The organism is Streptomyces sp. NPDC039462, from assembly GCF_055639375.1.
In genome coordinates, this window is sequence record NZ_JBVKAO010000004.1 from 572460 (window position 1) to 598677 (window position 26218).

17 protein-coding genes, 1 tRNA gene and 2 pseudogenes are annotated in these 26218 nt (G+C 69.3%); 14 read left to right on the forward strand and 6 right to left on the reverse strand.

The genetic code is table 11. The features are described 5' to 3' along the window. Positions 1-40: 40 nt before the first annotated feature. From bldG to ACZ7LU_RS25085, 11 genes are all read left to right on the forward strand, one after another. The gene (bldG, locus tag ACZ7LU_RS25035) at positions 41-382 is read left to right on the forward strand and encodes an anti-sigma factor antagonist BldG (RefSeq protein WP_362999272.1); all 342 of its coding nucleotides are present in this window, start codon (positions 41-43) and stop codon (positions 380-382) included. 139 nt (positions 383-521) lie between these two features. Continuing rightward, positions 522-962, forward strand: coding sequence for an ATP-binding protein (locus ACZ7LU_RS25040; protein ID WP_468090845.1), 441 nt, complete (start codon positions 522-524; stop codon positions 960-962). A 290-nt stretch (positions 963-1252) separates the two neighbouring features. Then, complete coding sequence (locus tag ACZ7LU_RS25045) at positions 1253-3655, forward strand: sodium-translocating pyrophosphatase (RefSeq protein WP_468714768.1); 2403 nt, start codon at positions 1253-1255, stop codon at positions 3653-3655. A gap of 246 nt (positions 3656-3901) precedes the next feature. Continuing rightward, a complete protein-coding gene (locus ACZ7LU_RS25050) occupies positions 3902-4471 on the forward strand; it encodes a small secreted protein (protein ID WP_398302358.1) in 570 nt (189 codons plus the stop codon). Between the two features lie 84 nt (positions 4472-4555). Beyond that, positions 4556-6094, forward strand: a complete 1539-nt coding sequence (locus tag ACZ7LU_RS25055) for a DUF7059 domain-containing protein (RefSeq protein WP_398302360.1) — start codon at positions 4556-4558, stop codon at positions 6092-6094. 218 nt (positions 6095-6312) lie between these two features. Beyond that, positions 6313-6510, forward strand: coding sequence for a hypothetical protein (locus ACZ7LU_RS25060; protein WP_398302362.1), 198 nt, complete (start codon positions 6313-6315; stop codon positions 6508-6510). A 325-nt stretch (positions 6511-6835) separates the two neighbouring features. Further along, positions 6836-9661, forward strand: coding sequence for a type I DNA topoisomerase (topA, locus tag ACZ7LU_RS25065; RefSeq protein WP_471918067.1), 2826 nt, complete (start codon positions 6836-6838; stop codon positions 9659-9661). Between the two features lie 175 nt (positions 9662-9836). Beyond that, positions 9837-13076 carry a dTMP kinase gene (gene tmk / locus ACZ7LU_RS25070; RefSeq protein WP_471918068.1) on the forward strand — a complete coding sequence of 1080 codons (3240 nt, stop codon included), beginning with the start codon at positions 9837-9839 and terminating at the stop codon, positions 13074-13076. Positions 13077-13183: 107 nt separating this feature from the next. Next, positions 13184-14389 carry a DNA polymerase III subunit delta' gene (locus tag ACZ7LU_RS25075; RefSeq protein WP_398302368.1) on the forward strand — a complete coding sequence of 402 codons (1206 nt, stop codon included), beginning with the start codon at positions 13184-13186 and terminating at the stop codon, positions 14387-14389. Positions 14390-14485: 96 nt separating this feature from the next. Beyond that, entirely contained in the window at positions 14486-16099 is a 1614-nt protein-coding gene (locus ACZ7LU_RS25080) for an alpha/beta hydrolase (protein WP_471918069.1), read from the forward strand. Between the two features lie 84 nt (positions 16100-16183). Then, positions 16184-16257: transfer RNA gene (locus tag ACZ7LU_RS25085), tRNA-Thr, on the forward strand. Between the two features lie 47 nt (positions 16258-16304). Here ACZ7LU_RS25085 and ACZ7LU_RS25090 read toward each other — a convergent pair. Next, a pseudogene (locus ACZ7LU_RS25090) lies at positions 16305-17570 on the reverse strand (tyrosine-type recombinase/integrase). On the opposite strand from ACZ7LU_RS25090, the pseudogene ACZ7LU_RS25095 reads away from it, so the two are divergent. After that, positions 17536-17640 (forward strand): annotated as a pseudogene (locus ACZ7LU_RS25095) (GntR family transcriptional regulator); the annotation flags it as partial. The pseudogenes ACZ7LU_RS25090 and ACZ7LU_RS25095 overlap by 35 nt on opposite strands. Before the next feature lie 11 nt (positions 17641-17651). After that, entirely contained in the window at positions 17652-18332 is a 681-nt protein-coding gene (locus tag ACZ7LU_RS25100; RefSeq protein WP_471918070.1) for a YdcF family protein, read from the forward strand. A gap of 7 nt (positions 18333-18339) precedes the next feature. On the opposite strand, the gene ACZ7LU_RS25105 is transcribed toward ACZ7LU_RS25100, so the two are convergent. From ACZ7LU_RS25105 to ACZ7LU_RS25115, 3 genes are all read right to left on the reverse strand, one after another. Then, positions 18340-19137 (reverse strand): hypothetical protein, encoded by a 798-nt coding sequence (locus tag ACZ7LU_RS25105; protein WP_471918071.1) that lies wholly within the window; start codon positions 19135-19137, stop codon positions 18340-18342. 201 nt (positions 19138-19338) lie between these two features. Further along, positions 19339-20106 (reverse strand): hypothetical protein, encoded by a 768-nt coding sequence (locus ACZ7LU_RS25110; protein ID WP_471918072.1) that lies wholly within the window; start codon positions 20104-20106, stop codon positions 19339-19341. A 970-nt stretch (positions 20107-21076) separates the two neighbouring features. Beyond that, positions 21077-22027 (reverse strand): LysR family transcriptional regulator, encoded by a 951-nt coding sequence (locus tag ACZ7LU_RS25115; RefSeq protein ID WP_471918073.1) that lies wholly within the window; start codon positions 22025-22027, stop codon positions 21077-21079. A gap of 389 nt (positions 22028-22416) precedes the next feature. Between ACZ7LU_RS25115 and ACZ7LU_RS25120 the strand changes: the two genes are divergently transcribed. Next, positions 22417-23529, forward strand: a complete 1113-nt coding sequence (locus tag ACZ7LU_RS25120; RefSeq protein WP_471918074.1) for a ParB/RepB/Spo0J family partition protein — start codon at positions 22417-22419, stop codon at positions 23527-23529. Positions 23530-23596: 67 nt separating this feature from the next. Here the strand turns inward: ACZ7LU_RS25120 and ACZ7LU_RS25125 are convergent, their stop codons facing one another. Beyond that, positions 23597-25093 carry an aldehyde dehydrogenase family protein gene (locus tag ACZ7LU_RS25125; RefSeq protein ID WP_471918075.1) on the reverse strand — a complete coding sequence of 499 codons (1497 nt, stop codon included), beginning with the start codon at positions 25091-25093 and terminating at the stop codon, positions 23597-23599. Next, complete coding sequence (locus ACZ7LU_RS25130; RefSeq protein ID WP_471918076.1) at positions 25093-26193, reverse strand: phenazine antibiotic biosynthesis protein; 1101 nt, start codon at positions 26191-26193, stop codon at positions 25093-25095. Before ACZ7LU_RS25130 ends, ACZ7LU_RS25125 begins: the two co-directional genes overlap by 1 nt. Positions 26194-26218 lie beyond the last annotated feature (25 nt).

Genomic DNA, 26218 nt, shown 5'->3' on the forward strand with positions numbered 1-26218 from the left:
CCGAGGGATGACCGCTCGATAGCAAGGTGCTGGAGGATCCGTGGACCTGTCCCTGTCGACCCGTACCGTCGGCGATCGTACGGTCGTCGAGGTCGGTGGCGAAATCGATGTATATACCGCGCCCAAGCTGCGCGAGCAGCTGGTCGAGCTGGTGAACGACGGCAGTTTCCATCTTGTCGTCGACATGGAGGGCGTGGACTTCCTCGACTCCACCGGTCTCGGCGTGCTGGTCGGCGGCCTGAAGCGGGTGCGTGCCCACGAGGGCTCGCTGCGCCTGGTCTGCAACCAGGAGCGTATTTTGAAGATCTTCCGCATCACCGGCCTGACCAAGGTGTTCCCGATTCACACCTCGGTCGAGGAAGCGGTCCAGGCCACCGACTGAGTGGTGGCCTCGGCCGAGTGGCTTCGGCCGACCGGAAGTGAGACGTCCCGGGCCCTTGGGTCCGGGACGGCAGTACAGCAGGGGACCGGGCCTGCGGGCCCGGCCCTCTGACAGCACGCGCGTCTGTCGAGGGGGATGCATGGCCACCGTTGAACTCCGCTTCAGCGCGCTGCCCGAACACGTCAGGACCGCCCGCCTCGTGGCGGCCGCGGTGGCGCGCAGGGCCGGGGTGGACGAGGCCGTCCTCGACGAGGTCAGGCTCGCGGTCGGCGAGGCCTGCACCCGCGCCGTCGGGCTCCATCAGAGCAGCGGGGTGGACGCGCCGGTGCGGGTGGCGCTGATCGAGGACGAGAAGCAGTTTTCCATCGAGGTCGGGGACGAGGCGCCGCGTGCGGCGCCCGGCGGCCGGGCGCCCGGTGCGGGGCTCGGCGACGGCGACGACACGGAGCCCGAGGGCGAGGACGAGATGGGCCTCGCGGTCATCAGCGGCCTCGTGGACGACGTGGAGGTCACGTCCGGCGAGTCCGGCGGCCTCATCCGCATGAGGTGGCCCACGGCGCCGGCGACGATCCTGCCCTGACGCGCCCTTCCGCCCAGCGGACCTTGTAGGCCCTGTCACCACCGCGGTGAACAGGGCCTTTTATTTTGATCATTTAATGGGGCAAGATCTAATTTCACAAGATCGGCGCTCCACATCTCCGGAGTCAACGGTTTTGAGGCATTACCGCTTTCGGGGCCAATCTTCGAGCCCGATCATTTGCTGAGAAGCAATCTCAGGTCAATTCCGTTTGTGGTGCTCTGTTTTGATCAGGTTCCGCTCCCTACAATCCGTCCACATCTTGAGCTCAGCCCAAGCGTCAAGGAGGACGAATGGCGGGGCTTTCTACCCCTCATCAGTTTGACCACCCCTCAACCTTCGCAGCCGCAGTCCTGACCGACGACAACCGCCTCATCGTGATGGTCATCGCGGCCGTCGCGCTCGCGGCTCTCGTCGTCGCGGGTGTGCTCGTACGACAAGTACTCGCGGCAGGCGAGGGCACCGACAGCATGAAGAAGATCGCGAAGGCGATCCAGGTGGGCGCGAATGCCTATCTGGGACGCCAGCTGCGCACTCTCGGCGTATTCGCCGTCGTGGTGTTCTTCCTGCTCATGCTGCTGCCCGCGGACGACTGGAATCAGCGCGCCGGCCGATCGATCTTCTTCTTGGTCGGAGCGGCGTTCTCGGCGACCACCGGCTATATCGGTATGTGGCTCGCCGTGCGCAGCAATGTTCGTGTGGCAGCCGCCGCCCGAGAGGCCACTCCGGCAGAAGGCGAGCCTGAAAAGGATCTCACCGCCGTATCGCACAAGGCCATGAAGATCGCTTTCCGCACGGGCGGCGTAGTCGGCATGTTCACGGTGGGGCTCGGTCTGCTGGGCGCCTCCTGTGTGGTGCTCGTCTACGCGGCCGACGCGCCGAAGGTGCTCGAAGGTTTCGGCCTCGGCGCCGCCCTGATCGCGATGTTCATGCGTGTCGGCGGCGGCATCTTCACCAAGGCCGCCGACGTCGGCGCCGACCTGGTCGGCAAGGTCGAGCAGGGCATTCCGGAGGACGATCCGCGCAATGCCGCGACCATCGCCGACAACGTGGGCGACAACGTCGGCGACTGCGCCGGTATGGCCGCCGACCTCTTCGAGTCCTACGCCGTGACGCTCGTCGCCGCGCTGATCCTCGGCAAGGTGGCGTTCGGCGACTCCGGGCTCGCCTTCCCGCTGCTCGTCCCGGCCATCGGTGTCGTGACGGCGATGATCGGCATCTTCGCGGTGGCGCCCAGGCGCTCCGACCGCAGCGGAATGACCGCCATCAACCGCGGCTTCTTCATCTCCGCCGTCATCTCGCTGGTGCTCGTGGCCGCGGCCGTCTTCGTCTACCTGCCGTCGACGTACGCGAAGCTGGACGGCGTCACGGACGCGGCCATCAAGGGCCACGACGGCGATCCACGCGTCCTCGCGCTCGTCGCCGTCGCCATCGGCATCGTGATGGCCGCACTGATCCAGCAGCTCACCGGCTACTTCACCGAGACCAGCCGGCGGCCCGTGCAGGACATCGGCAAGACCTCGCTCACCGGTCCTGCCACCGTCGTCCTCGCCGGTATCTCCATCGGTCTGGAATCGGCCGTCTACACCGCGCTGCTGATCGGGCTCGGCGTGTACGGGGCGTTCCTGCTCGGCGGTACGTCGATCATGCTCGCCCTCTTCGCGGTCGCGCTCGCCGGTACGGGACTGCTCACCACGGTCGGCGTCATCGTCGCCATGGACACCTTCGGTCCCGTCTCCGACAACGCGCAGGGCATCGCCGAGATGTCCGGCGACGTCGAGGGCGCGGGCGCCCAGGTCCTCACCGACCTGGACGCCGTCGGCAACACCACCAAGGCCATCACCAAGGGCATCGCCATCGCGACCGCGGTCCTCGCGGCCTCGGCGCTCTTCGGCTCCTACCGCGACGCCATCGCGGAAGCGGCCAAGGACGTCGGCGAGAAACTCGGCGACGGCGCCCCGATGAACCTCGTGATGGACATCTCACAGCCCAACAACCTGGTGGGCCTGATCCTCGGCGCCGCGGTCGTCTTCCTCTTCTCGGGGCTCGCGATCAACGCGGTGTCGCGGTCGGCGGGAGCCGTGGTCTACGAGGTGCGGCGGCAGTTCCGCGAGCACCCCGGGATCATGGACTACACGGAGGAACCCGAATACGGGCGCGTCGTCGACATCTGCACCAAGGACGCGCTGCGCGAGCTGGCCACGCCGGGTCTGCTCGCCGTGCTCACCCCGATCGCGGTCGGCTTCTCGCTCGGTGTCGGCGCGCTCGGCTCGTTCCTCGCGGGCGCGATCGGCACGGGCACCCTGATGGCGGTCTTCCTCGCCAACTCCGGTGGTGCCTGGGACAACGCCAAGAAGCTCGTCGAGGACGGCCATCACGGCGGCAAGGGCAGCGAGGCCCACGCCGCGGTCGTCATCGGCGACACCGTGGGCGACCCGTTCAAGGACACCGCGGGCCCGGCGATCAACCCCCTGCTGAAGGTGATGAACCTCGTGGCGCTGCTCATCGCGCCGGCAGTCGTCAAGTTCAGCTACGGGGACGACGCCAGCGTCGGGATGCGGGTGCTGATCGCGGCGCTCTCCATCGTGGTCATCATCGGCGCGGTCTACGTCTCCAAGCGGCGCGGTATCGCCGTAGGGGACGAGGGCAACTCGGGACGCGTGGCCAAGTCGGCCGACCCGGCCGTGGTCTCGTAACCCACTCGGCAACACGCGGGCGGACGGCGCTTTCTGATGCGCCGTCCGCCCGTCGGCGTGTGCGGGGGGACCCACGAGACCCGTGAGATCCGTGAGACCCGTGAGTCTTCTCTCGCGGCCCTCCGTACCGTTCCCCCGCTTGGTGCAAATGGCTGCAATAGCGGTGAGGCCGGGCCCCCGACATGCGGATGTCGCCCAGTTGGCGTGTAAGTTCCGGGGCCGAGAGCCACGGAAGGGACCAATCCGGTGAACAAGAAGCTTGCAGCCGCACTGTCCGGCGGTGCGGTACTGGTACTCGCTTTGTCAGGGTGCAGCAGCGACGACGGCAACAAGGAGCTGGACGACTGGGCCAAGAAGGTCTGCGACTCCGTGCAGCCGGAGTCGAAGAAGATCGCGGACGCCAACGCCGCGATCCAGAAGGAGACCTCCGACAACAGCTCGCCGGCCGACGTCCAGAAGACCGACTCCAAGGCCTTCAAGGACATGTCCGACGCCTACAAGTCGATGGGCAGCGCCGTGAAGGACGCGGGCGCGCCGCCGGTCGACGACGGCAAGAAGAAGACGGACGACGCCGTCAAGGAGCTCAACGCCATCTCCAAGTCGTACGGAGACCTGAAGAAGCAGGTCGACGGCCTGGACACCAAGAACCAGGCGGACTTCGCGGACGGCCTCAAGGACGTCGCAGGAGAGCTGGACAAGCTGAGCAAGAGCGGCAACGAGGCGCTGGAGAAGCTGCAGGAGGGGGAGGTCGGCAAGGCGATGGGCAAGCAGGACAGCTGCAAGAGCGCGTCCGCCACGCCCTCCGCCAAGAACTGACCCCTTCCGGCCCACCTTCCCGATGCCCTCGACGCCCAGGCGGCGCCGGGGGCGTCGGCGCACCCGGCGGGCCACAATGGAGGGGTGAGTAACGCCAGCCGCAACGCCAGCCGCAATGCCGGCCTCCCCCTGCCCGCGTCCGACCGTGCCGACGCAGCCGCCGCCCTGCGGGACGCGCTGCTCGCCGCCGACTTCACCGCCGACGGGCTGCTCGAACTGCTCGGCGCCCCCGCCTACACGGCGCTCGCCCGCAGCGAGACCGTGCCGGCGCTGCGGGCCACGCGAGGAGACGGTGCCCTCGCGGCGCTCGTACGTCTCTTCCTGCTCCAGGAATCCGTGCCCCACGCGCGCGTGGCGGACGTTCTGCCCGTCGGCGTACTCCTGGAGAGCGACTGGCTGACCGAGCGGGACGGCGAGCTGTGGGCGACGGTGGACGTGCGGCCGTACGGCGGGCCGGGCGGTGAGGACTGGTTCATCGTCTCCGACCTGGGCTGCGCCGTCGGCGGCGCCGGCGGCATCGGCAGCCACGACGAGGGCGTCGTCCTCGGAGTCGGCGGCGCGTCCACCACACTGGCCGGCATCACGGTGCGTACGCCCGTCGCGAGCGCCCTCGACCTCGGCACCGGCTCCGGCATCCAGGCGCTGCACGCCGCCCAGCACGCCACGCGCGTGACGGCCACCGACCTGAACCCCAGGGCGCTGCGCTTCACCCGGCTCACGCTGGCCCTCTCCGGAGCCCCTGAGGCGGACCTGCGCGAGGGCTCGCTCTTCGAGCCGGTGGGCGACGAGACGTACGACCTGATCGTGTCGAATCCGCCCTTCGTGATCTCGCCGGGGGCGCGGCTCACCTACCGGGACGGCGGGATGGGCGGGGACGATCTGTGCCGGTCGCTCGTTCAGGAGGCGGGGGAGCGGTTGAACGAAGGGGGGTACGCGCACTTCCTGGCCAACTGGCAGCACGTCGAGGGCGAGGAGTGGCAGGACCGGCTGCGCTCCTGGGTGCCGCGCGGCTGCGACGCCTGGATCGTGCAGCGCGAGGTGCAGGACATCACGCAGTACGCCGAGCTGTGGCTGCGCGACGCGGGGGACCACCGCACGGACCCCGGGCAGTACGCGGCGCGGTACGACGCGTGGCTGGACGAGTTCGAGGCGCGGGGCACGCGTGCCGTCGGGTTCGGCTGGATCACGCTCAGGAAGTCCGGATCCGATGAGCCGTCCATCACTCTCGAGGAGTGGCCGCACCCCGTCGAGCAGCCGCTCGGCGACACGGTCCGGGAGTTCTTCGAGCGGCAGGAGTACCTGCGTACGCACGACGACGCCGCGCTGCTCGCCGCGCACTTCAAGCTCGCCGACGAGGTCGTGCAGGAACAGGTCGGGCTGCCGGGCGCCGAGGACCCCGAGCATGTCGTGCTGCGCCAGAACCGCGGGATGCGGCGGGCCACCAAGGTGGACACCGTCGGCGCCGGGTTCGCGGGCGTCTGCGACGGTTCGCTGAGCGCCGGGCGGATCCTGGACGCCATCGCCCAACTGGTGGGGGAGGATCCGGTGTTGCTGCGGGACCGGACGCCCGCGCAGATCAGGCTCCTGGTGGAGCAGGGCTTCCTGCTGCCGGTCGGGGCGTAGGGCCTGCGCGTACCGCCCCCGCGCGGTGGGAGGAAACCGGCCAACATCCCGCTCGTACGGGGCATTTCGGAGCTCGCACGGAACGTTTCGAAGCTCGTACGGGGCATTTCGGGTGGGGTGTACGGCCGGGCCGCTCGCCGTTCACCCCGATTTCGTCCTCCCGATTCCCGTGCGTGCCAGCCTCCCGGCAGGGGAAATCGGCACGGGGAGGCACGACCATGGAGAGCGGACCAGCGATCTTCGCCGGGACGGTGTTCGCACTGTTCGGAGCCGGACTGATGCTGTGGACCGGTGCGCGTGTCGCGCACCGCGCTCCCGTCGCCCAGGGTGTGAACCCCGTCGCATCGGCGACCTTCGCCATGCTCGCGGGAACGGGCGCGCTGCTGCTCGGAGTGTGGTGCTTCACGCGGCTGTGACGTGGTGCCGGCGACACGGCGGATCCTCTCCTTCCCGTCGTCGTACGGGCTCCGGCCGCACGGGGCGCCGGAACAGTGGTGGCTACGCCGGGCGGCAGGAATGGCGGTAGTCGGGTTACCGTTCGAGTGGCCGTTGCGGGCTTTTCCCGTTTGACACGGGGGCGGGATGTACCGTCACACTCCGCAGCGACAGCGCAACGCAAGCCATGCGGGCACTGCCACCGCACTGACCAGAGCCCTGCCACCGCGCAGCGCCACCGGGCGGTGCGGCCGAGCGGTGCCACCGCGCACTGCCACCGAGCGTCGACCGGAGAGAAGAGCGAAGTTGTCCCCGACCAGCGAGACCGCACAGGGCGGCCGCCGACTCGTCATCGTCGAGTCGCCTGCCAAGGCGAAGACGATCAAGAGCTACCTCGGCCCCGGCTACGTAGTCGAGGCCAGCGTCGGGCACATCCGCGACCTCCCCAACGGCGCCGCGGAGGTGCCCGAGAAGTACACCGGCGAGGTGCGCCGCCTCGGCGTGGACGTCGAGCACGACTTCCAGCCCATCTATGTCGTCAACGCCGACAAGAAGGCGCAGGTCAAGAAGCTCAAGGACCTTCTGAAGGACTCCGACGAGCTCTTCCTCGCCACCGATGAGGACCGCGAGGGCGAAGCCATCGCGTGGCACCTCCTCGAGGTCCTGAAGCCCAAGGTCCCCGTCCACCGGATGGTCTTCCACGAGATCACCAAGGACGCGATCCGCAGCGCCGTCGCCAACCCGCGCGAGCTCAACAAGCGCATGGTCGACGCCCAGGAGACCCGCCGCATCCTCGACCGTCTCTACGGCTACGAGGTCTCGCCGGTCCTCTGGAAGAAGGTCATGCCGCGCCTGTCGGCAGGCCGCGTCCAGTCCGTGGCCACCCGCCTCGTCGTCGAACGGGAGCGCGAGCGCATCGCCTTCCGCTCCGCCGAGTACTGGGACCTGACCGGCACCTTCGGCACAGGCCGCGCCGGTGACGCCTCCGACCCGTCGCAGCTGGTCGCCCGCCTCACCACGGTCGACGGCAAGCGCGTCGCGCAGGGCCGCGACTTCAACTCCGTCGGGCAGCTCAAGGCTGGCAGCGCGGGCACCCTGCACCTGGACGAGGCGAACGCCCGGGCGCTGGCCGCCGCCCTCCAGGACACGAACTTCGCCGTACGCTCGGTCGAGTCCAAGCCGTACCGCCGCTCGCCGTACGCGCCCTTCCGTACGACGACGCTGCAGCAGGAGGCGAGCCGCAAGCTCGGCTTCGGCGCCAAGGCGACCATGCAGGTGGCCCAGAAGCTGTACGAGAACGGCTTCATCACCTACATGCGTACGGACTCCACGACGCTGTCCGACACGGCCGTCACCGCCGCCCGCGCGCAGGTCACGCAGCTCTACGGCAGCGACTACCTGCCGGACAAGCCGCGCACGTACGCCGGGAAGGTCAAGAACGCGCAGGAGGCGCACGAGGCGATCCGCCCCTCGGGTGATCGTTTCCGCACGCCCGCAGAGACCGGCCTGTCCGGCGATCAGTTCCGGCTCTACGAACTGATCTGGAAGCGGACCGTCGCCTCCCAGATGAAGGACGCGACCGGCAACTCCGTCACGGTGAAGATCGGCGGCCGCGCCTCCGACGGCCGCGACGCCGAGTTCAGCGCGTCCGGCAAGACCATCACCTTCCACGGCTTCCTCAAGGCCTACGTAGAGGGCGCCGACGACCCGAACGCCGAGCTGGACGACCGCGAGCGCAGGCTCCCGCAGGTCAGCGAGGGCGACGCGCTCTCCGCCGACGAGATCTCGGTCGACGGCCACGCGACGAAGCCCCCGGCCCGCTACACCGAGGCCTCGCTGGTCAAGGAGCTCGAAGAGCGCGAGATCGGCCGCCCGTCGACGTACGCGTCGATCATCGGCACGATCCTCGACCGCGGCTACGTCTTCAAGAAGGGCACGGCGCTCGTGCCGTCCTTCCTGAGCTTCGCCGTGGTCAACCTCCTGGAGAAGCACTTCGGCCGGCTCGTCGACTACAGCTTCACCGCCAAGATGGAGGACGACCTCGACCGCATCGCCCGCGGTGAGGCGCAGGCCGTGCCGTGGCTGCGGCGCTTCTACTTCGGCGAGGGCGAGGCCGCGGGCGGCGCGGCCGACGCCGGCAACGGCGACGGCGACCACCTCGGCGGCCTCAAGGAACTCGTCACCGACCTCGGCGCCATCGACGCCCGCGAGGTGTCGTCCTTCCCCGTCGGCAACGACATCATGCTGCGCGTCGGCCGCTACGGCCCCTATGTGGAGCGCGGCGAGCGCGACACCGAGAACCACCAGCGCGCGGACGTTCCCGACGACCTGGCGCCCGACGAGCTGACCGTCGAGTACGCGGAGGAGCTGCTCGCCAAGCCGAGCGGCGACTTCGAGCTGGGCGCCGACCCGGTCTCCGGCAACCAGATCGTCGCCAAGGACGGCCGCTACGGCCCGTACGTGACGGAGATCCTCCCCGAGGGCACCCCGAAGACCGGCAAGAACGCGGTCAAGCCGCGCACGGCCTCCCTCTTCAAGTCCATGTCGCTCGACACGGTCACCCTCGAGGACGCCCTCAAGCTGATGTCCCTGCCCCGAGTGGTCGGTGTCGACGCCGAGGGCGTCGAGATCACCGCGCAGAACGGCCGGTACGGCCCGTATCTGAAGAAGGGCACGGACTCGCGGTCCATCGAGACCGAGGAGCAGCTCTTCACCATCACGCTGGAAGAGGCCCTGGAGATCTACTCCAAGCCGAAGCAGCGTGGCCGCGCCGCCGCGAAGCCCCCGCTGAAGGAGCTCGGCGAGGACCCGGTCAGCGGGAAGCCGGTCGTCGTCAAGGACGGCCGCTTCGGGGCGTACGTCACGGACGGCGAGACGAACGCGACGCTGCGGGCGGCGGACTCCGTCGAAGACATCACTCCGGAGCGGGGCTACGAGCTCCTCGCGGAGAAGCGGGCGAAGGGCCCCGCCAAGAAGACGGCGAAGAAGGCTGTGAAGAAGACCGCGGCCAAGAAGGCACCCGCAAAGAAGGCCGCGGCCAAGAAGACGGCGGCCAAGAAGACCACCGCGGCGAAGAAGACCACCGCCAAGAAGACGGCGGCCTCCAGCAAGGCTGCCGCTTCGGAGGACTGACGCCCTCGGAGGGCTCCCGCTTCGGAGGACTGACGTCCTCGGAGGGCTGACATCCTCGGAGGGCTGACGCCCGACGTCTCCCTCCGCGTCTTCTTCACTGGACGCCACCCGAACCAGACGGTCGTTTGTTCGGGTGGCTCGTCGGGGAGTCGGTCCGTCCAGATAGGCTGGACGGATGACGCGTGCCGAGCAGCCAACGGCCGGAATCCCGGCCCCCGACGACGCCCTGGTCGCAGATTCCCGAGAGCGCGCCGTTCGCGCCTTGCTGCGCGTACCGCAGCTGAAGCGGTTGTGGAGCGCCCATCTCGTCGACAGTGTCGGCGACGCGCTCGCGCTGTTTGTCCTGGTGATCCTCGCGCTCCAGTCGTCCATCGCCGAAGGTGCCTTCGGAGGCGGCTACCGGGGAGCGGCCTTCGCCGTGACCGCTGTCTTCGGAGCGCGCGTTCTCTCGACGCTGCTCTTCGGAGCGGTGCTTCTCGGGCCGCTCACCTCGCTCACCTCTCCGGGCGGCCCGCTCGACCGCCGCTGGACCATGATCGGCGCCGACGGTGTGCGGGCCGCCCTGCTGGTCGTCGCGCCGCTGTGGATCGACTGGACCCCGGACGACGCCCTCGCGGTGATCCTGGTGACGTCCTTCGTCGTCGGTGTCGCCGAGCGCTTCTGGACGGTCGCCAAGGAGAGCGCGGCGCCCGCGCTGCTGCCCGCGCCGCCCCTGGAGGGCGCGACGATACGGCCGCTGCCGGACCACATGGACGCCCTGCGGCGCCTGTCGCTGCGTACGGGATTCCTGGCGCTGCCCGTCGCCGCCGCGATCCTCGTCGCCATCACCCTCATCGGGAACGTCCTCGGCGCCGGCATCGACTGGTTCGACCTGCACCAGGCGGGGCTCGCCTCCTTCGTGGCGGCCGGCCTCTTCGCCGGATCGCTCTCGATCCTCTACTTCCTCGAACTTCCCGGTACGCAGACGCCACGCGCGCGTAGCCCGCTGGAGGGACTGCGCAGGCCGCGCACCGGCACCGGTCCCGACAAGGGCCGCACCGGCGCGATCCCGCTCTTCGTGGCGGCCTGCGCCGCCGTCGCCGGAGCCGTCGCCGCGGCCGTCGCCGTCGCCGTGCTGCACGCCAAGGACCTGGGCGGCGGGCCCGTCACGTACGGCCTGATCGTCCTCGCCCTGACCGGCGGCACCGCCGTCGGCATCCGCGTCGCGCCGTCCCTGCTGCCCTCGCTCTCCCGCCGCCGGCTGCTGGCGCTCGCGATCGCCCTCACCGGCGTCGCGCTGCTCGCCGCGGGCCTCGTGCCGGACACCACGACCGTGCTGCTGCTCCTCGCCCTCACGGGCGTCTGCGCGGGAGTCGCCGCGAACATCGGGCACGCGCTGCTCGACCAGGAGGTCGAGGACTACCGCAGGGCCCGCACCACGGAGCACCTCCACGCGGTCGTACGCCTCGTCCTCGCGCTCGGCGCGCTGGTGGCCCCGGTGGTCGCCGCCGCGATCGGGCCGCACCGCATGGTCAACGGCAAGTTCGTCTTCGACCACGGCGGCGCCGCCTTCACGCTGATGCTGGTCGGCGCGCTGCTGCTGCCGGTGGCCGCGCTGGTCCTCGCCAAGGCCGACGACCGCCAGGGCATACCGCTCCGGCGCGACCTCCTGGACGCGCTGCGCGGCGGCGACGACCCGGCACAGGTGCCGTGCGGCACCGGCTTCTTCATCGCCCTGGAGGGCGGCGACGGCGCGGGCAAGTCGACGCAGGCCGAGGCGCTCGCCGAGTGGATCCGCGCCAAGGGCCACGAGGTCGTCGTCACCCGCGAGCCGGGGGCGACGCCCGTCGGCAAGCGGCTGCGGTCGATCCTCCTCGACGTGTCGTCGGCCGGTCTCTCGCACCGCTCCGAAGCGCTCCTGTACGCCGCCGACCGCGCGGAGCACGTCGACACCGTCGTACGACCCGCCCTCGAACGCGGCGCCGTGGTCATCTCCGACCGCTACATCGACTCGTCCGTCGCCTACCAGGGCGCCGGGCGCGACCTGTCGCCCACCGAGGTCGCCCGCATCAACCGCTGGGCGACCGGTGGCCTCGTACCGAACCTGACGTGCCTGCTCGACGTGTCGCCAGAGGCCGCCCGCGAGCGGTTCACGGAGGCGCCCGACCGCCTCGAGTCGGAGCCCGCCGAGTTCCACGCGCGCGTGCGCGCCGGTTTCCTCACGCTCGCCGCCGCCGACCCGGGGCGGTACCTGATCGTCGACGCGTCCCAGGAGCCGGAGGCGGTCACGACCGTCATCCGGCACCGGCTCGACCTGGTGCTCCCGCTCTCCGAGGCCGAGGTGAAGGCGCGCGAGGAGGCCCGCAGGGCCGCCGAGGAGGAGGCCCGGCGCAAGGCCGAGGAAGAGGCCGCGCGCAAGGCCGAGGAGGAGCGGCTCGAACGCGAGCGCCAGGAGCAGCTCGCCAAGCTCCGCGCCGAGGAGGAGGAGCGCAAGCGGCGCGAGCTGGAGGAGGCCCAGCGCCGCGAGGCGGAGCGGCAGGCCGAGGAGGCCAGGAAGCGCGCCGAGGAGGCCCGCCGCAAGGCCGAGGAGGAGCAGGCCAGGCTCCTCGCCGAGGAGAAGGCGCGGGCGGCCGAGGAGGAGCGGCGCCGCAAGGAGGCCGAGGAGGAGGCGCGGCTGCGCGCCGAGGCGGAGGAGCGGCGCCTGGAGAAGCAGCGGAAGGCGGAGGCCGCGCTGCTTCGGGCGGAGGAGGCGCGGCGGCTTGCTGCGGCTTCGGCGGCCGCGGCTACGGCTGCTGCTGCGGCGGCTCCGAAGGCTTCGGCTCCGAAGGCTGCGGCTCCTAAGAGTCAGGCTCCGAAGAGTCAGGCTCCGGCCGGGCAGTCCGGGCAGTCCGGGCAGTCCGGGAAGCCCGAGCAGTCCGCGTCGTCCGTGCCGCACACCGGGACCGCCGTGCCCGACAACGAGACCACCGTGCCCACGCCCGTGGTGCAGCCGCCCTCCGGGGCCGCCGACGAGACGGCCGTCCTGCCGGCGATCGGCGCCGAGGGTCCCGGCGCGGATGGCCCCGGTGCGGAGGACACCGCGGTGCTGCCGCAGCCGCCCGTCCCCGAGGGGGCTGCCGACGAGACGGCGGTGCTGCCTGCCGTCCGGGAGGACAAGGTTCCGCCGGGGTACTTCCGGGACGAGCGGCCCGCGAGCGCGCCTTCGAGCGTGCCCTCGCCCGACGGGTCCGACGACCGGACCCGTGAGCTGCCCCAGATCGAGGTCGACGAGCAGGGCGTGCCCCGGCGGCCGTCCTCCGAGTGGGCCGAGGAGACCCCGCTGGACGACCTGCCGTCGCTGGCGGACGAACTGCTCGGGTCGCACGAGGACGAACACCCGGACGCGGCGGACGACGACGGTGACGGCCGGGCGCGGCGCGGCCGGCGAGGCCGCTGAACACCGCGGCCGGGCCGGATTGTCAGAGGCGTCCTCCACAATGGGCAGTCCGGGCAGGCGATGGGCGGTCCGGGCAGGAGCAGAGCGCAGCGTAAGGCGGTGACCCCATGAGCGTGTGGGACGACCTGGTGGGGCAGGAGCGGGTGAGCGAGCAGCTGGGCGCCGCCGCCCGGGACGCTGACGCGCTGGTGACGGCGGCCGCCACGGACACCCCGCCGCCGGAGTCGTCGAAGATGACGCACGCCTGGCTGTTCACGGGCCCGCCCGGCTCCGGCCGCGCCACCGCCGCGCGCGCCTTCGCCGCCGCCCTGCAGTGCACGAGCCCGGACCGGGCGCTCGGCGGCGCCCCCGGCTGCGGCTTCTGCGACGGCTGCCACACCAGCCTCATCGGCACCCACGCCGACGTGGAAGTGGTGCGCACGGACCTGCTCTCCATCGGTGTGAAGGAGACCCGCGACCTCGTCCGCCGGGCACAGCTCTCGCCCGCCGTCGGACGCTGGCAGGTCATCGTCCTGGAGGACGCCGACCGCCTCACCGAGGGCGCGGGAAATGTCCTCCTGAAGGCGGTCGAGGAGCCCGCCCCCCGCACGGTGTGGCTGCTCTGCGCGCCCTCTCTGGAGGACGTGCTGCCGACCATCCGCTCCCGCTGCCGCCACCTGACACTGAGCACCCCGAGCGTGGACGCGGTCGCCGACGTGCTCGTACGGAGAGACGGCATCGAGCCGGACGTCGCCGCGGCCGTGGCGCGCGCCACGCAGGGCCACATCGGCCGCGCCCGGCGGCTCGCGACCGACCCGCGCGCGCGTGAGCGCAGGGCCGCCGTCCTGAAGCTGCCGATGCGGGTGTCGGAGATCGGCGGCTGTCTCAAGGCCGCGCAGGAGCTGATCGACACGGCGACCGAGGACGCGAAGCAGGTCGCCGAGGAGGTCGACGGCAAGGAGACCGAGGACCTGAAGGCGGCGCTCGGCGGAGGGCAGGGCGGCCGGATGCCGCGCGGCACGGCCGGCGTGATGAAGGAGCTGGAGGACAGACAGAAGCGGCGCAAGACCCGCACGCAGCGCGACAGCCTCGACCTCGCGCTCACCGAGCTGACCGGGGTCTACAGGGACGTGCTCGCCCTGCAGCTGGGCTCGCGGGTGGCCATCGCCAACACCGAGGTGCAGGACATGCTGGAGCGCCTGGCCCTGGGGACCTCACCCGAGTCCACGCTGCGCCGCATCGAGGCCATCGGCGCCTGCCGCACCGCCCTCGACCGGAACGTGGCACCGCTGCTCGCGGTCGAGGCCATGACGATGGCGCTGCGGGCGGGCTGAACACCCCCGTTCGGGGCGTGGGTTGGCCGGTCTCAGGGATTCACTCGTACGAGCGCGTTGAGTGATCGTGCGTGCGCGGAGAGTTACTCTCGCGTGATGGACCTCAGCCGTCACGGCCGTCACAGCCGTCGCAGCCATCACCTCCCGTTCCGTACGTGCGGCACTCTGTTCGTGACCGCCGGGCTGCTCATGTCCGGCTGTTCGTCGGGAAGTTCGACTGCGGACGCTTCGATGGCGTCGCTGTCCCGCTCGACGCCCGCGGAGCTCGCGCCGTACTACGGACAGAAGCTGAGCTGGCACGAGTGCGGCGCACCCGGGTTCGAGTGCGCCTCCATGAAGGCCCCGCTGGACTACGCCGAGCCCGCGGCGGGCGACATCGAGCTGGCGGTCGCCCGCAAACAGGCCACGAAGAAAAAGGGCCGCCTCGGCTCGCTCCTGGTCAATCCGGGCGGCCCCGGCGGCTCGGCGATCGGCTACCTCCAGTCGTACGCGGCACTCGGCTACCCCGCGGAGGTCCGGGCCCGCTACGACATGGTCGCCGTCGACCCGCGCGGGGTGGCCCGCAGCGAGCCCGTCACCTGCCTCGACGGCAAGCGCATGGACGCGTACACGCAGACCGACGTCACCCCCGACGACCAGCGCGAGACGGATGGCCTGCGCGCCGCCTTCGAGACGTTCGCGGACGGCTGCGAGGCGCGGTCGGCCAAGATCCTTCCGCACGTCTCCACGGTCGAGGCGGCCCGCGACATGGACGTCCTGCGGGCGGCGCTCGGCGACGAGAAGCTGACGTACGTCGGCGCCTCGTACGGGACGTTCCTCGGCGCGACGTACGCGGAACTCTTCCCGCGCCGCGTGGGCCGCCTGGTCCTGGACGGCGCGATGGACCCGTCGCTGCCCGCTCGGCGTATGAACCGCGACCAGACGGCTGGCTTCGAGACGGCGTTCCGGTCCTTCGCGAAGGACTGCGTGGCGCGCGGCGCGGAGTGTCCGCTGGGCGCCGAGAGCCCCGAGGACGCGGGCAGGCGCCTCAAGGCCTTCTTCCGCGGCCTCGACCGTGAGCCGTTGACCGTGAAGGGGGACGGTGGCATCGGCCGCGGTCAGGTCGGCGAGATCGGCGGCAGGAAGCTCGGCGAGGCGCTCGCCACGACGGGCGTGATCGCCGCGATGTACGACGAGGCGGGCTGGCCCCAGCTGCGCGACGCGCTGACCTCGGCGATGAAGAACAAGGACGGGGCGGGCCTGCTCGCCCTCTCCGACGGCTACTACGAGCGGGACGGCGAAGGAAAGTACGCGAACCTGATGTTCGCCAACGCCGCCGTGAACTGCCTGGACCTGCCGCCGTCCTTCGGCTCCCCGGACGAGGTCCGCAAGGCGCTGCCCTCCTTCCGCAAGGCCTCCCCGGTCTTCGGCGAAGGCCTCGCCTGGTCCTCGCTGAACTGCGCGTACTGGCCGGTGCGGGCCACGGGTGAGGCGCACCGCATCGAGGCGAAGGGCGCGGCCCCGATCCTCGTCGCCGGCACGACCCGCGACCCGGCCACCCCCTACCGCTGGGCGAAGGCCCTCGCCTCCCAGCTCTCCTCCGGCCACCTCCTCACCTACGAGGGCGACGGCCACACGGCGTACGGCCGCGGCAGCGAGTGCGTCGACTCGACGGTCAACGCCTACCTCCTGAAGGGAACCGTCCCCAAGGACGGAAAGCGCTGCTCATAGCCGTCAGGAGGGGGTGTGCGGAGCGCTCTGAAAAACTGTGTAGACTTGGCCGCGTTGCTGATCGCACGATGGTGCGGACAGCGCGCCGCCTTAGCTCAGATGGCCAGAGCAACGCACTCGTAATGCGTAGGTCTCGGGTTCGAATCCCGAAGGCGGCTCTGTGGAAGCCTCAGGAATCACTCGCCGTGACCTGGGGCTTTTGCTTTTAACGGATACGACGGCGGCGCCGCGAGCGGGCCGCGCGGGTGTCGGGGGTCTCAGTTCTGGTCTCAGTGGGGCCCGGATGGGGGCTCGGGGGAGCCGGTACAAAGAACTCGCCGATGCGCTGCATCGCGTCCATAGATAGGTGGGATCTGCCCTTCACATAGCGGCGGGTCTGGCTGATCTTGGTGTGGCGAAGGATCTCCATGATGGTGGGCATGTCGACGCCCAGCTCGTTCAGGATCGTGCCTGCTGTGTGGCGGCTCCCGTCGTAGAGTCGGCGGTCGTCGATTCCGGCTTCGGCGAGCAGTTCCTTGAACGCCTCGTAATCCTGCCGTGGGTCGACGGGACGACCGTCCGGCCGTGAGATGACGACGCCATGCTCTTGCCACAGCTCACCGGCCGCGGCTCGAATCTCCTCCTGTAAGGCCCTGTGGTCGCGCAGGAACAGGATGAAGACAGGCGGGATTGGTACGGGGTTCTGGCTCCTCTTGGTCTTGGGGCGAGTGAAGACGGGCCCACCCTCCTTGCGCTCGGGGCAGGTGCTCGCGTGCTTCGTGCACGTCTTGGTGCACGGCTTGGGGCAGCCGCGCTTGTAGTTCCTGTGTGTGGTGCAGTTCGGCGGGCACGGATCGAAGCGGTGGAGGCGCGCTCCACAGGCGTGAGGGGCGTTACAGCCATGCCGCCGTGTGAGGCGCTGGAGCTGCCACTTGGGGTGGAACAGCTCTGCCTCAAGGTCGACGTAAGGCCAGCGCAGACCGAGCGTTTCGCCCTGGCGGAACCCCATGCTGACGCCGACGATCCACCGCATGAAGGTGGGCCGCTTGGCGGCGGCCTTCGAGGAACGCCTTGGACTCCTCCTGGGTGAAGGGGTTCGCCTCGGTCTCCTCCACGCTCGGAGGGTCCACGAGCGTGGCGACGTTCTCACCGATGAGGCGGCGGCGGTGGGCGATTTTCAGGGCCCGGGACAAGACGCGGTGCACCTGCACCACGTGCGAGGGGGCGTGCCCGGCGTCGAGCAGTGCTCGGTACACCGATTCCAGGTGCTCGGGTTGCAGCTTGTCGACGCGGTGTTGGCCGACGCCCGGGATGATGTCGTTGCGGGTCTTGGACCAGTAGTCGTCGAGGGAGCGCGGCTCTGGTCGCGCTGCTTCTCCAATGCCCCTACCTTGCGCTTGATTTCTGGCTCGGCCTTGGAGCGGCGGTGGCGGCGGTCGGGGCTACCGTCGTTCTTATACACGGCAGATGACACCGTGGTGGAGTTCGCTATCGGGGTGCATGCGGCTACGCCCTTTGCGTGGGCCTATGACTTCAAGGTGCCCGACTCGGCGAGCACATAGGTGGAGAGCAAATGATCTCGACAGAGGCTTGGGCGGATGCGCAACTGCTTTGGGACTTTCAGCAGATGGGGCACGAACTCCGCCCCTGCTCCGTAGCGGTCGGCTTGGGCAGCCACGACTTGGGGGTAGCGGACACTGCCGCGGATCTGTATCACCGAGGCATGGCTCCGCTCATCATTTTCACCGGGGTCACGAGCCGCACGACGCGAGAGCGGATGCCACTAGGTGAAGCTGAGCACTACCGCGACCGTGCGATGGAAGTAGGTGTTCCCGAGCGCGACATCATTGTCGAGCCGCAGGCTAGAAACGCAGGTGAAAACATACGCTTCTCTCGGGATCTCCTGGAAAAGCGTGGGGTGCCTGTACCGTCAGCCTTGCTGATCAGCAAGCCATACGAGGAGCGACGCGCCTACGCCACGGCGATGAAGCTATGGCCCGATGTCGACTGGGTGAGCGCATCTACACCTATGGCGCTACCCGAGTACGTCGACTCGATCCAGAATGCGCATCTGGTTATCGACATGCTGGTCGGAGCTCGGCAGAGGCTCGTGATCTACACGAAGCAAGGGCTCATGATCGAGCAACAGGTCCCCCGCGACGTCGCAGAAGCGTATGGGCGCCTGTGTGCAGCAGGATTCACGAGCCGAATTGCGCCGGAAAGTCAACTCGGAGCTGAAAAGGGAGTTGATTAATGCTCCTCTACTCGAGTTCGTTCGCGGGTGCGTTTCTCTCCGGCTCTTCATTTACGGCGTCACCGTCGCTTGTTGCGCCGAGATGGACATCGCACCCATGCGAGTGCAGTCTTCCCTCCTCGTCCCTATAAGCGCGTGACTCTACGATGCCTGCTGAAAGTCCCTGGACGAGCACCGCATTTGACTCTCGCAGAGAGCGTATCCCGTGCAGGAACAGCACGACGGAGAATGCGGCCCCTAGTATTAGCCATGGAGACCAAGTTGCTGAGAGTAGGATCCACAAAGGGACCGAGAAGATCGCGACATTTACTCGAAACTCCGCTTCTGAAGCGAGTCGATCATGTTCCATGTAGACATCTAAATGATTCGCGATGAGTTGCATTCTGATCTCAGGTAGCTCGCGCTCTATTTTAATCATCAAATCTGTCGGGTAAGCGCTATCGCCGTCTCTAATTCGATCCGTCATTTCGTGGATTACGTGGTACGTGCGGACCGACATGGGCCTCATGTGAACGCCCAGGCGTGGAGAAATTGGGAAGATTAGGGCTGCCGAAAGGTTGGCTACTCTTGTAGCTGGAAGTTTTATGATGTCGCCCAATAAATATAGGGCGAAGGTGAGGGCAGATATCGCGATGGGGCGCCCTGCTGAATCCCCGAGGGAATATATCTGGCCTATGAATCCGTCCGCTTCTTCGCGTACGGGAATCTTTTCCCCAAAGAGTAGCCATAATTGAAACGCGCATATGGAGCCTATGGTGAACGGGGTTCTAAGATGACGGAATCCTGGCAGCAGGCTCGCGAGCATGTTCCAATGATGCACCGTTGCGGCGTCCTGCTTCCGGAAAATGCGTGAAGTGGTGTTGCCTGCGTGGGATGACACGGCAGCGCGGTTAACTGGCGGCGAGGGGGCCGAGCTAGCAGCCGCACGAAGGTCGACTTGGCCCGCCTGAGCCAAGGGTGCGGCCCAGGCGGGAGTTGGAGTGTGGCCAAGCGGTGCTTGCCCTGCTTAGTACCTCCTGGCGTCCGAGAGGGAAGCGGCAGCGCTCTGGATCTCGTCGGCTGCGTTTGAGAGTGCCGCCGGCAGGTCTGCCACGCGCATCAAGTTGTGGGCAGCGGAGACCAGCAGTTGGGTGTTGTCTTGGAGGTGCGCGAGGTCATCTCCTGCGTCCATTAGCAAAGGTGCGGTGCCCTGGAGGTGCGACAGGTTTCGGCTGGCCTCGTACACCATCCAGACAGCTTCCTCTGGAATGCCAGGCGTGCGCCCTTGCGCGCGTTCAAGGTCTGTCTTGAGCACCTTGACGAGGGACGACAACTCCGGCATCTGTTGTGCGATAGCTCCCAGTACCGGAGCCAGTCGATCGACGTATTGATCCTGCGCCTCTTGGATCATCGCGACCAGACGGGTCTCGGTCAGCCCGCTCAGTCCCGCAAGGGCGTCCTGCCCGTCGGCTTCGCGATCGCTCTTCCACTTCTCCAGGATCCCCACGGTGTACCTCTCGCCGTCCACGCCGTCAACGCGCTTGTGATGCACGTTGCACAACAACAGCAAGTTGGCGAAGCTGTTCCTGTCCTCCACACTCCACGTGGGGTCGAACCGCTTACCCCCCGCCTTCAGGGCGCGAATGTGGGCGATGTCCAGGTTGAGCACCGGTTTGCCGTCGATGATGCGCACCGTCGGCGCTCCACAGCGAGGGGCGTAGCAGCCGCCCCTCGCTAAGGTCATGAGCGCGGCAATGGTGGTGTTGTCGTACTTCCGGTGCGGCTCTTCCGCCATGGTGTCCTACTCGGCTCGAATGGGCTGCTTAGAACCTTAGAGACAGGCACCGACAACACGGTTGCTGTGCAGGGTAGTTGGCAGATCTCTGGCGTATCCCTGGCCTCAGATGTGGCCTCCTGCTCAAGAGACTCCGTACGGCCGCCACCTGCGTGAATCAGTCAGGGACTCCGCAAGTACCGGTAGCCGGAGACGCCAGCGGCCGGACCGCTGGCTGCGACCCGGCCGAATTCGAGTTAGCCCTGGCTGGCTATGCTCCACCGCCTCCCGGTCGCCGGACGATCAGCCGTGTGATCTCCCGGCAGTGGTTGGCTACCGCTCGGCAGTGCTCTCCGATGGTTTCCGCACGGTTCTCACTGTCCGCACCACATGGGGCGGACGGGTTCGAGCCGAGAGACACCAGGGCGAGCAGCTCAAGTGTTGTGGGAACGATCTGAGCCATGGTGTGCTGCTGGCTGCTACTCGATCCCGTCCAAGAAGTGATGTAGCAGGTGGCCTACCTTGGCGAAGCCGATACCTGTTTCGCCACGTGCGTCATGCACGACCACACCACCGGTTAAGACGGCACAAACGTACCTCGCTGAGCCCTAATCTCAGGGGCGTTTCGCGGCAAAGGCGCACGGCGAACCGACCCCAACATGCACGGGACCACTGGGCGGATGGGGGAGTCCACGCTCCTACTGCACCGGCTGCCGACCTGCGGTCTCAATCCTGGTCTCACTCGCGTTGCGATCCGGACTCATCCGTCGGTGTCCATGGGGAGTGTGGTCAGGCAACTGTCCAGCTAGAAGGCGACGTTAAGAGCCACCCGTGGACTTTCGCGGAGCAAGATCCGACAACTCGTAATGCGTAGGTCTCGGGTTCGAATCCCGAAGGCGGCTCTGTGGAAGCCCCAGGACTCACTCGCCGTGACCTGGGGCTTTTGCTTTTGTCGCGGTCCTTCGCGTCCTTCGCGTACCTCCGGGTGTGACTACTGGGCGGACAGCGTGGGCTCCGGGATCGCGGTCGTCTGGGGGGTGGCGGTCGGGGTCAGGGGCGGGGTCGGGCGGGTGAAGGCGTGGCGGCAGTGGTGGACCAGTTGGCGCAGGGCCGGGTTTTCTGTTGTGGTCCAGGCCAGGGAGAGGACCGGTTCCGTGTGGATGTCCTGGATCCGGCGGGTCGTCAGTCGGGGGCGGTGTTGGGCGACGAGGGACTCGGAGAGGATCGCGACGCCCAGGCCGCGGATTGCCAGGTCGGCGATCGCGCTGGGGGCGCCGGCCTGGAACGCGATCTCCATGTTGACGCCCGCCGCCGCGCACGCGTCGTCGAAGACCTTGCGCACCCCGGCCCCCGTGGGCAGGCTCACCACTGAGTAGCGGGCCAGGTCCTCCAGGGTCACCTGGGGCTTCTCGCAGAGCGGGTGGCCGACCGGCATGGCGGCGACCAGGGGCTCGCGGATGATCTCGTACGCCTCCAGGCCCGGCGGGGTGGAGCCGGAGGTGCTGACCAGAGCCAGGTCGGCGCTGCCCGCGCGCAGCCGCTCGATGAGCCGGTCGGAGGTGTCCTCCAGGAGGACGATCTCCACGCCGGGGTGCCTGTGGTGGAAGGCGGACAGGGCGTCGAAGAGTGGCGTGACGGTGCACGCGGTGACCATGCCGACGACGAGCCTGCCGCGGATGAGGCCGTTCACCTCGTCCACCGCCTGCCGGACGGCGTCGACGGCGGCCAGTGCGGAGCGGGCGTGCCGCAGGGCGGCCACCCCGGCGGGGGTGAGTCTGACGCTGCGGCCCGAGCGGTCGAACAGGGACGTGCCGAGGTCGTGCTCCAACTGTCTGATCTGGGCGCTCACTCCGGACTGGCTGATGTGCACGCGCTCGGCGGCCCGAGTGAAGTTCTCCTCCTCGGCCACCGCGACGAAGTATTCGAGCTGCCTGAGTTCCATGCCTCGGGATTCTAGTAATCGGCAATGGCATATGTGGGACTTCTGGTCAATTCTTGCTTGAGTCTTGGTGGAGAAAGGCGGCCTTTAGGGTTTGGGGGTTGTGTGTGTCAAGCTTTCTGCGAAGTTTGACGGAAAATCGCGCACGCGGGCCGAGCGTGACACCTGGCGCGGTGGCCCGGGGGGGTACGTTGGCGGTAATTTAAGTTAACAACTATTTCACGCTTGCGCGAACTCTGACAGGGGGCGACGGGTTCATGCACACGAGCAAGTCGGCAGAAGTTGCGGAACACGAGACAGTCGGAGATGGAATATACGGGGAAAGAGGACGGTCCAATGAACAGCAGCCATGGGAAATAAGGCCGCATTCCCTGCCCATTGAACGTATTGCCGTGGATCAGCTCTGGTCGGCCGATTCACCACGCCTCGTCGGTGAGAACGTCGACCACATCCGGGTCCTCGCCGAGTCCGGCGCGGACCTGCCGCCCATCCTCGTCCACCGGTCCACGATGCGGGTCATCGACGGGATGCACCGGCTGCGGGCGACGGTGCTGCGCGGTGAGCGGGAGATCGCCGTCCGCTTCCTCGACGGGCACGAGTCGGACGTCTTCATCGTCGCCGTTCAAGCCAACACCACGCACGGGCTGCCGCTGAGCCGGGCCGACCGCAACGCCGCGGCGACGCGGATCATCCACTCGCACCCGCAGTGGTCGGACCGCATGATCGCCTCGTTCGCCGGGCTCTCGCCCAAGACGGTCGGAAGCATCCGGCGCCGCCTCGGCGACGACCTGCCGGCCGCGCCGGTGCGGATCGGGCGCGACGGCCGGACGCGGCCGGTCGACAGCAGCGGGGTGCGGGCCGCCACGGGCGAGTTCATCCGGACCCACCCCGACGCGACGCTGCGGCAGATCGCCGGTGCCGCCGGAGTCTCCCGCGCCACCGCCCGCGATGTGCGCAGGAGGCTGGAGGAGGACGAGGTGGTCTTCCCGAGGCCGCGGGCGCTTCATGAAGGGGCGCCTGATCTGCCCGGTGTGCCTGGGCTGCCCGGTGTGCCTGGGCTGCCCGGTGTGCCTGGGCCGGCCGATGTGCCTGGGCTGGCCGTTGTGGCCGGCGGTACGGCGGGGGTCGGCACGGTTACGGCTGCGCCGGCGCGGGTCGCCGCCGACCCCGGCGCCGTATCGGCCGTATCGGCCCGAGTGGCACCTGCCGAGACCGCTGAGGCCGCCGCCGCGCCGGCACCGGTGGTGTCGGGTGTCTCCGTGCCGCCGGCGGCCGCCGAGCTGATTCCGATCCTGAAGCGCGATCCCTCGATCCGCTTCACCGACTCCGGGCGCCTGCTGCTGCGGCTGCTGGACGCGGCCACCCTCCCGCCGGACGAGTGGAGCCGGCTCATCGAGAGCGTCCCCGCCCACTGCGTCGACATGGTGGCGAGCGTGGCGCGGGCCTGCGGCGAGGTCTGGTTCAACGTCGCGCAGGAAGTGGACAGCCGCGCCTCGGCGCAGTGAGACACGGTGAGGCGCGGCTCGGTGCCATCAGGGCGTATGTGAGGGGCGCGTACGTAAGGGGCGTACGTCAGTCTCGTACGACCGTCTTCGTGCGCATCAGGAAGTCGGAGAGGTAGCCGTCGTGCGGCAGCCCGGGCCGCATCCAGTGGGTCGGGTGGTCACCGACGTACAGGTTGGCGATGGTCGGTTCGGCCAGGAGCCGGTCGAGCAGCTCTTCCTGCCGCGTCAGCGCGGTGAGCACCAGGCTGTCGCGCAGCGGGGCGATCCCGTCCGCGGGGCGCCACGGTGCCACCCATACGCAGGGGAAGGGCAGTTCTGCGCCGAGCTGAGGGGCGTCGGCGCGGTCGACCTGGTGGACGGCCGGCCGCAGGACCGCGCTGCCGTCGCCCAGTTCGTCGGCGACCGTGTCGGCGCCGAGCCAGGGCCTGGCGTCACCGGCGCGGCGCCCCACGTACTCGGCGAGCGCCCGCGCGCCCGCTGCCGGCTGCACCGGAAGGACGGCCTTCGGATGGTCCGGCGGGAGGCTGGGCAGCGCCGAGAACCGCTCGGCGAGGGCCTCGCACAACGGCGTCGGATCGCCCTCCACCAGCACGGCCGTCGCGTTGACGCAGCCCGTGCCGCCGCGCCCGGCGATCGAGTCGACAATGGTGTCGAGGTGGTCGTGCCAGTCGACGTCGGCCGTCAGGAGGATCTTCGAGCGGCCGGGGCCCTGGAGCAGGACCGTGGGGTCGGCGCCGTACTTGCGGACGACGTCCTCGCCGCCGTAGACCATGCCGAGGTCGGCGCCGCGCAGCACGCCGTCCGCGCCGGTGTGGTCGGTGGGCAGCAGCGTGACCTCGTCGTTCCCGAAGCCCGCGAGGCGCAGCGCGGTGACCAGCCGGTGCGGGGTGAACGGCTCGCGCCGGGAGGGCCGGACCGCGACGCGGTAGCCCAGCGCCAGCGCCTCGGGCCACAGGCTGTGGGTGCCGGGGTGGTTGCCGGCCGCGTGGACGGCGAACACGTGGCCGCGCCGGGTGTGAGCGGCCCGGCCGGACCTGGCCAAGGGGTCGCGCCAGTCGGTGACGGCACCGGCGGGGCGCGCCTGCGCGATGCCGGTGCCGATGTCGCGGAGCCGTTCGGCGATGCGGTCGACCGCCGAGGTGACCTCCGTGATCGGGACCCCGCCGACGCGGCTGACCAGGAGGCAGTACTCCGCCACGCTCTGCCCCGCGACGGTCCCGGTGGCGAAGAGGTCGGCGGCGGCCGCGATCCGCCGTACCCGCTCGTCGGCCGGCGCGGGCTCGGCGCGGCGCAGCGCCGACAGGGTGCGGCTGACGAACGGCGGGGGGACGAGGCTCAGTTCGGCGGCGGGGCGGCCGGTGACGTCGGTGACCAGCTGGCGGTTCCTGGCGCGGAACTCGCCGCGCGGGCCGAGCGCGTCCAGTAGGGCCGGTTCGGGTGCGTCCGGCAAGGCCGGTTCCGGTGCGTCCGGCAAGGCCGGTTCGGGTGCGTCCAGCAGGACCGGTTCGGGTGCGTCCAGGGGGGCTGGTTCGGGTGCGTCCAGGGGGGCCGGTTCGGGTGCCATCAGTACACCCCCTCGACCACGTCCTCGTTCTCGAACCTGCTGACGGGCGCGATGTCGGCAACCGAGTCGCCGGGGCCGCCGTCGAGCGGCTCGACGCGGGTCGCGATGTCGCGTTCGAGGTTGTTGGGCAGCAGGAACGACTTGCTGACGTGGCTGGCCACGACCCGGCCGCGCGCCCCGTACGGGACCGGCCGGAGCGTCTCCGGGTCGACGACCGAGAAGGTGACGTACGGGCTCAGGGTGTCGAAGACGCAGGGGTCGTCGTCGCCGAGCCCCGGCCGCTCCCCGGCGAAGCCGAGAATCATCGTGCTGCCGTAGTTCCCGGAGAAGACGGTGTCGGGGAAGATCTCCGTCCGGTACACCTGGCGGGAATCCGGGTCGAGTTGCGTGCCGCCCCAACGGATCGCCCGCACCTTCTCGTTGATCAGTTCCACGAGTTCGTCACGGCGGGCGATGCGGTCCAGGATCGGCGGGGTGACGGTGAGGACGCCGATGTTCTGGGAGCGCAGGACCTCCGCGGCCTGGTCGACGACGTGCTCGGCGTAGTCGTCGGCCTCGCTGCCGCGGCCCGTGGAGATCAGCCGCTTCACCCAGCGCGGGTCGAGATCGAGCGTGAATCCGTGGGTGCCGTGCGTGGTTGCCGAACCCCGGAAGAACTCGCCGACGATGTGCGGGCCGCTGGGAACGATTCCCAGCCAGTTTGCGCCCCGGGGGAAGCCGTGGGCGTCGAGTTGCTCGGCGGTCCAGTGGAGCAGCCGCTTCCGCCAGTCCCCGAGGAGGACGACCCGCTTGGGAGCGCCCGTGGTGCCGCCGCTCTCGAACACACCCCGTACGTCGGGGTGGTCGCCGTAGCCGCGCGGGATCAGGTCCTCGGCGGGGACGGTGCGCAGCTCGGAGGCGACGTTGGGGAAGCGGGTGAGGTCGGCCACCGAGGAGATGTCGGTGCGCGGGTCGAAGTCCAGGGACTTCGCGCGCTCCAGCCAGTAGGGAGAGCCGGTTTCGGGGCCGAAGTGCCACTCCATCGCGGCTCTGATGTATTCGTCCGGGTCGGGGCGTTCGCCGGGAGGCAGGTCGAGTATGTCCCAGGTTTTCGACGCCATGTTTTCGTTATCCTCCCGGCCTTGT